The sequence below is a fragment of the Micromonospora wenchangensis genome (genome assembly GCF_002210435.1).
GTDB lineage: Bacteria > Actinomycetota > Actinomycetes > Mycobacteriales > Micromonosporaceae > Micromonospora > Micromonospora wenchangensis.
This window is the reverse complement of the sequence record NZ_MZMV01000127.1, coordinates 1-5,212: the sequence shown is the minus strand read 5'-3', so window position 1 is coordinate 5,212 and position 5,212 is coordinate 1. Positions and strand designations below refer to the sequence as shown.

Annotated in this window: 6 protein-coding genes; 3 read left to right on the top strand and 3 right to left on the bottom strand. The window is 74.7% G+C overall.

What is annotated here, in order from left to right:
* Positions 1-138 precede the first annotated feature (138 nt).
* Entirely contained in the window at positions 139-903 is a 765-nt protein-coding gene (locus B5D80_RS32455) for a lytic polysaccharide monooxygenase (RefSeq protein WP_088647738.1), read from the bottom strand.
* Between the two features lie 199 nt (positions 904-1,102).
* Between B5D80_RS32455 and B5D80_RS32450 the strand changes: the two genes are divergently transcribed.
* The 3 genes from B5D80_RS32450 to B5D80_RS32440 are packed head-to-tail and all read left to right on the top strand — an operon-like array spanning position 1,103 to position 3,851.
* Positions 1,103-2,266 carry an MGDG synthase family glycosyltransferase gene (locus B5D80_RS32450; protein WP_088647737.1) on the top strand — a complete coding sequence of 388 codons (1,164 nt, stop codon included), beginning with the start codon at positions 1,103-1,105 and terminating at the stop codon, positions 2,264-2,266.
* The gene (locus B5D80_RS32445; RefSeq protein ID WP_245855136.1) at positions 2,263-2,991 is read left to right on the top strand and encodes a polysaccharide deacetylase family protein; all 729 of its coding nucleotides are present in this window, start codon (positions 2,263-2,265) and stop codon (positions 2,989-2,991) included. The genes B5D80_RS32450 and B5D80_RS32445 overlap by 4 nt, the downstream gene beginning before the upstream one ends.
* A complete protein-coding gene (locus B5D80_RS32440; RefSeq protein WP_088647736.1) occupies positions 2,988-3,851 on the top strand; it encodes a DMT family transporter in 864 nt (287 codons plus the stop codon). Before B5D80_RS32445 ends, B5D80_RS32440 begins: the two co-directional genes overlap by 4 nt.
* A gap of 100 nt (positions 3,852-3,951) precedes the next feature.
* On the opposite strand, the gene B5D80_RS32435 is transcribed toward B5D80_RS32440, so the two are convergent.
* Positions 3,952-4,314, bottom strand: a complete 363-nt coding sequence (locus B5D80_RS32435) for a hypothetical protein (protein ID WP_088647735.1) — start codon at positions 4,312-4,314, stop codon at positions 3,952-3,954.
* On the bottom strand, positions 4,311-5,174 hold the full coding sequence (locus B5D80_RS32430) for a DODA-type extradiol aromatic ring-opening family dioxygenase (RefSeq protein WP_067308360.1): 864 nt from the start codon (positions 5,172-5,174) through the stop codon (positions 4,311-4,313). The genes B5D80_RS32435 and B5D80_RS32430 overlap by 4 nt, the downstream gene beginning before the upstream one ends.
* Positions 5,175-5,212 lie beyond the last annotated feature (38 nt).

Here is a 5,212-nt window from a genome sequence, read left to right as displayed (position 1 = left end):
ACGGCGACCACGGCGCCCCGGCGTCGGCGGCCGGGCCGGCCGGCGGTCGCGGGTGGCCGGCCGCCGCCGGCCCGTCGGGGGCCGGCGGCGGGTGGGGACGGGACGTCCGGTCGGCGCAGTGGCATGTCGGCGTCCGGGTCAGATCCGGGTCCACAGGGCGGGCACGTACGGCGGTTCCCAGCCCGGCAGGGCGGTGTGCGCCTGCCGGCACCGGTAGCTCACCGCCTGGTAGGTGACCACGTCGCCGACCTGGTAGCTGCGGCCGGCCGTCCAGCTGCCGCCGGCGGTCGGCGGGGCGGTCGGGGTCGGGGTCGGGGTGGCGGTACGGGTCGGGGTGGGCGTGGGGGTGGGGGTACGGGTCGGCGACGGGCTCGGCGTGGGGGTGGGTCCGGTTCCACCGATCTGCACGTCCACGCAGGAGTAGAAGGCGTTGGCGGTGTCGGCGATGTTCCAGACGGCCAGGATCTTCTGCCGGCCCGTGAAGCCGCCGAGGTTGACGGTGTGCGAGACGGTGGCGTCGGGTTGCCGGCCGCCGCCGTCGACGACGCCGACCCGGGTGCCGCCGATGAAGTACTCCCAGTTGCTGGTGGCGTGCCGGGCGGTGTTCACCCAGGTGAAGGTGACAGTGCTGCCGATCGGGGTGGCCGGCCAGCCCCGGCTGTCGTCGTCCAGGACGGCGAACTGGGCGATCCCGGCGCTGCAGCTGCGCAGCCCCTTGACGCCCTCGACGCTCTGCGGCTCGTAGCGGATCTGACCGCAGTCGGGCACCTTGCCCTGGGCGCAGAGGGCCTGGCGACTGGGCGGGGCGGAGACGTAGCCGTGGGCCTGGGCGGGCGCGGCGAGGCCCAGGGAGGTGACGACGGCACCTGTCGCCACCAGGGGGACGGTGATCGTGCGGCGCATGGGGGACTCCTCGACGGGGCGGGTGGTCGTCCGGCAGCGGGGACGGCGGGGGTTGCGGCCCGTGTGCGGATCGACCTGTGACGATTGCCTCCACCGTAAATTAAAGTTTGTTAACAGTAAAGACGTCTTCCTGTTTTCGGCACCGGGTACGGCCCGTCTTCCGGGACTGTCCCAGCCCGCGACGGGTATCCGCGCCCGCATGGAGTGCCGAGGGCGGGTCCTCGTGATCTCGGCGGACGTCGGTGCCGGCCACGACACCGCAGCCGGCGAGCTGGCCCGCCGGCTGCGGGAACGCGGCTTCACGGTGGACCGGCTGAACCTGCTGGACGTGCTGCCGCGCCCGGTGCGCTGGATGTTGCGGGAGGCGTACCGCGACATGCTGCGCCGACTCCCCCGCGGCTACGACGCGCTGTTCACCCTGACCGCCCGGTCCCGGCTGTCCGTCGCGCTGATCCGCGGCCTGCTCCGACCGGTACGACGCCGGATGGGCCGGGCCGTACCACCGGACACCCTCGCCGTGGTGACCACCTACCCCTTCGCCAACCAACTCCTCGGACCGCTGCGCCGGCAGGGCCGGCTCACCGTCCCGGTGGTCAGCTACGTCACCGACTTCGCGCTCCACCCCACCTGGCTGAGCCCCGGCGTGGACCGGTATTACGCGCTGCGGCACGCCGAGGTGCCCCCGGTGGACGCCGACGCCACCCCGGTCACGACGGTGCGACCGCTGGTGTCACCCGCCTTCGGCGGCGCGCACCGCACCGACCGGCGACAGGCCCGCCGCCGGTTCGGGCTGCCCGAACGGGACCGGCTGGCGTTGATCGTCGCCGGGGCGTGGGGTGCCGGGGACGTCGAGACCACGGTGGCGGAGGTCGGCGCGACCGGCTGGGCCCGACCGGTGGTGGTGTGCGGGCGCAACACCCCGCTCTACGACCGGCTGCGCCGGGACTGGGAGCACGTGTTCGGCTGGGTGGACGACATGCCGACCCTGATGCGCGCGGTGGACGTCGTGGTGGAGAACGCGGGCGGCCTGACCTGCCAGGAGGCGCTCTCTGCCGGGGTGCCGGTGGTGACCTACCGGCCGCTGCCCGGCCACGGGCGGGCCAACGCCGGCATCCTCGCGCGGGCCGGCCTGACCCGACGCGCGTCGTCGGCGGAGCAGTTGCGGCCGGCGCTGATCGAGACCAGCGGCCGGCGGGACCGGCCCGCCCCGCTGTCCGCCGACCCGGCCGACGTGGAGGCACTGGTCACCGAGATGGCCGCCGTACCCGGCGACCGTCGGGCGTACCACCGGCCACGGCGGCACCTCGGCGACGCCGTGGCGGTGGTCGCGGCGCTGCTCGCCTCGTCGCGGGGCCGCCGGTGAGCCGGCGGACGGCGGGCCTGCTGGCGGCGGGCCTGGTCGCCGTCGGCGTCGGCCTGCACGGGGCGCCGGCGGTCACCGCGCTGCCGGCGCTGCGGGGACGGCTGCTGCACCGGCTCGACGGGGTGGGGCCGCCGGACCGGGTCGCGTTGACCTTCGACGACGGCCCCGACCCGCGGTCCACCCCGCACTTCCTGGAGGTACTGGCCGCCCACCGGGTACGGGCGACGTTCTTCCTGCTCGGCTCGATGCTGCGCCGGCACCCCGAGCTGGGACGGCGGCTGGTCGCCGCCGGACACGAGGTGGCCCTGCACGGCGGGGAACACCGCAACCTGCTGCTGCGGGGGCCGCTGGCCACCGGCCGGGACCTCGCCGCCGCCCACGAACTGACAGTCGCCGTCACCGGGCAGACCCCCCGGTTCTACCGCCCGCCGTACGGGGTGTCGACCGGGCCGGCCCTGCTGGCCGCCCGCCGGCTGGGTCTGCGGCCGGTGCTCTGGACGTGCTGGGGACGGGACTGGACCCGTACCGCCGACGCCCGGTCGGTGCTGGCCGAACTCCGTCGCGGGCTGCGTGGCGGCGGCACCGTGCTGCTGCACGACTCCTCCTGCACGGCCGCGCCCGGCGCGTGGCGGGCCGCCCTCGACGCCCTCCCCCACCTGCTCGACGAGTGCCGGCAGCGGGGGTGGACGGTGGGCCCGCTCGGCGACCACCTGGACGGGACGTGACTCTCGCGGTGCTGGCCGCGCTGGTGGCGGCGTTCGCGTTCGCCCTGTCCACCACGCTGCACCAGCGGGCGGCCAAACAGCAGCAACGGCGTCGGGCGCTGGACCTGCGGCTGCTGTCGCGGCTGCTGCGGACCCGGCTCTGGCAGCTCGGCTGGGTCCCCGACGTCGTCGGGGTGTGCGCCCACGCCGTGGCCCTGCGCTACGGCCCACTGACCCTGGTGCAGCCGCTGCTGGCCAGCGGGCTGTTCATGGCCATCCTGATCGAGGCCGGCTGGAACCGGCGGCCGGTGCACCGCCGCGACCTCACCGCCACCCTCGTCGGCACCACCGGGCTGGTCACCTTCCTGGCCGCCGCCGACCCCCGGGCCGGGGTCACCGAGCCGGGGGCGTCGGCCTGGTGGTGGGTGGCCGCCGGCACCGTCGCCACCGTCGCGGGCTGCCTGTCCGCCGCCCGCCGGGCCGGCGACGCGGCCCGGGGCACCCTGCTCGGCATCGCCGCCGGGGTCCTCTACGGGGTGAGCGCCGCCCTGCTCAAGGCGGTGGCCGCCCGGTGGCACGGCGACCCGCTCGCCCTGGCTCTCGACCCGAGGTCGTGGGCGCTGGTGGTGGTCGCCCTGCTCGGCGTACAGGTGAACCAGGCCGCGTTCCAGCACGGACGGCTCGCCGCGCCACTCGTCGCGTTGGCCCTGACCGAACCGGTCACCGGGGTGCTCGTCGGGGCCACGGCGTTCCGGGAGACCCTGTCGCTGACCGGGGTCCGGCTGCCGCTCGTCGTCGGCGCGGTCGTCGCGCTCGTGGTGGGCGTGCGGCTCGGCGCGTCCCGGGCCGCCCGGGACCCGACGCCCGCCCGGCGGCGGTGAACCGGAGCGCCCAGGTAGGAGGTGCCCGAGGCGCAGAGCGGGGTCAGCGGGGCGGCGGTGAGGCGTACCCGCACCTCGCCTCGGCCGGCTCCGGCGGGTATCAGGTGGCGATGTCGGGGTAGGGCAGCGAGAAGTGGGCCAGCCGCAGGCCGTACTGCTTCTGGTAGGCCATCGGCTCGGCGTGGTCCCGTTCGAACATGGCGATGAACAGGGTCAGGGTGAGGAACGGGTGGGCGCCGAGGGCGAAGAGCCGGACGTGGTCGTGGCTGGCCAGCGCGTCACGCTCCTCGTCGGTGAAACGCAGCCAGGTGCTCGCCTCGCCGGTGTGGCAGTTGAGCACGGCGTTGGCGCGTTCGGCCTCCCACCAGGTCACCGTGCCGTGCGGGTCGGTGCGGTAGCGCTCCACCAGCTCCGGATCGCGGTCGACGGTGTAGAGGAACTTGTCGACCAGGTAGCGGCTCATGCCGGCGCTCCGTTCGGGTACCAGGTGAAGTACGCCTCCATGGTGTGGAACAGGTCGAGGGTGTCCACGTGGTCGGCCTTGGCCCCCGCGCCGGCCACCCCCATCATCAGCATGAAGTCCATGAAGCCGTGGGTGGCGTTGCCGGGGGCGTGCAGGCTGTCCAGGGTCACCTCGGACAGGCAGCCGTCGAGGTCGCCGTTGGCGATCCACTCCACCGCCCGGCGGTCGAACTCCGGGTCGGGGCCCTGCGGACCGAACTGGCGGGGCCCGCCCAGCTCCAGCGACAGGTGGCCGGTGCCGATGACGGCCACCCGCAGGTGGCTGGGCCAGCTCTCGACGATCTCCCGGATCGCCGCGCCGAGCTGCACGAACCGTTTCGGCTGCGGCAGCGGCGGGGCGAAGATGTTGGTGTAGATGGGCACGATCGGCAGGTCCGCCTCGGGCCGCAGCGTGATGATCGGGCAGGTGATGCTGTGGTCGATCCGCAGCTCGTTGCTGAAGGCCAGGTCGAACCCTGCGTCCAGGCCGGCGCGCAGCACGTGGGCCGACAGGTCCTCCTGGCCGCGCAGCAGCATCCGGGGCAGCCCGAACTCGCGTTCCTCGTTGTACCAGTTGGCGTCGTAGAACGGGGCCTTGCCGACCAGGAACTGCGGCATGTTGTCCAGCCAGAGCTGGTGGAAGTGGTCGGAGCCGACCATCACCAGCACGTCCGGGTTGGCCCGGGTGAGGGTCTCCCGGAAGGCGAGGATCTTGCGGGCCCACTCGTCGGCGAACGGGGGCCGGTCCTCGCCGGTGGCGGTGGTGGCGCGGTAGTAGAACGGATGGTGGGTGGAGGCGATGACCGCGACGACCTGGGCCATGGCCGCTCCTCTCGCAGACGGTGGCGGTGGGGGGGGGG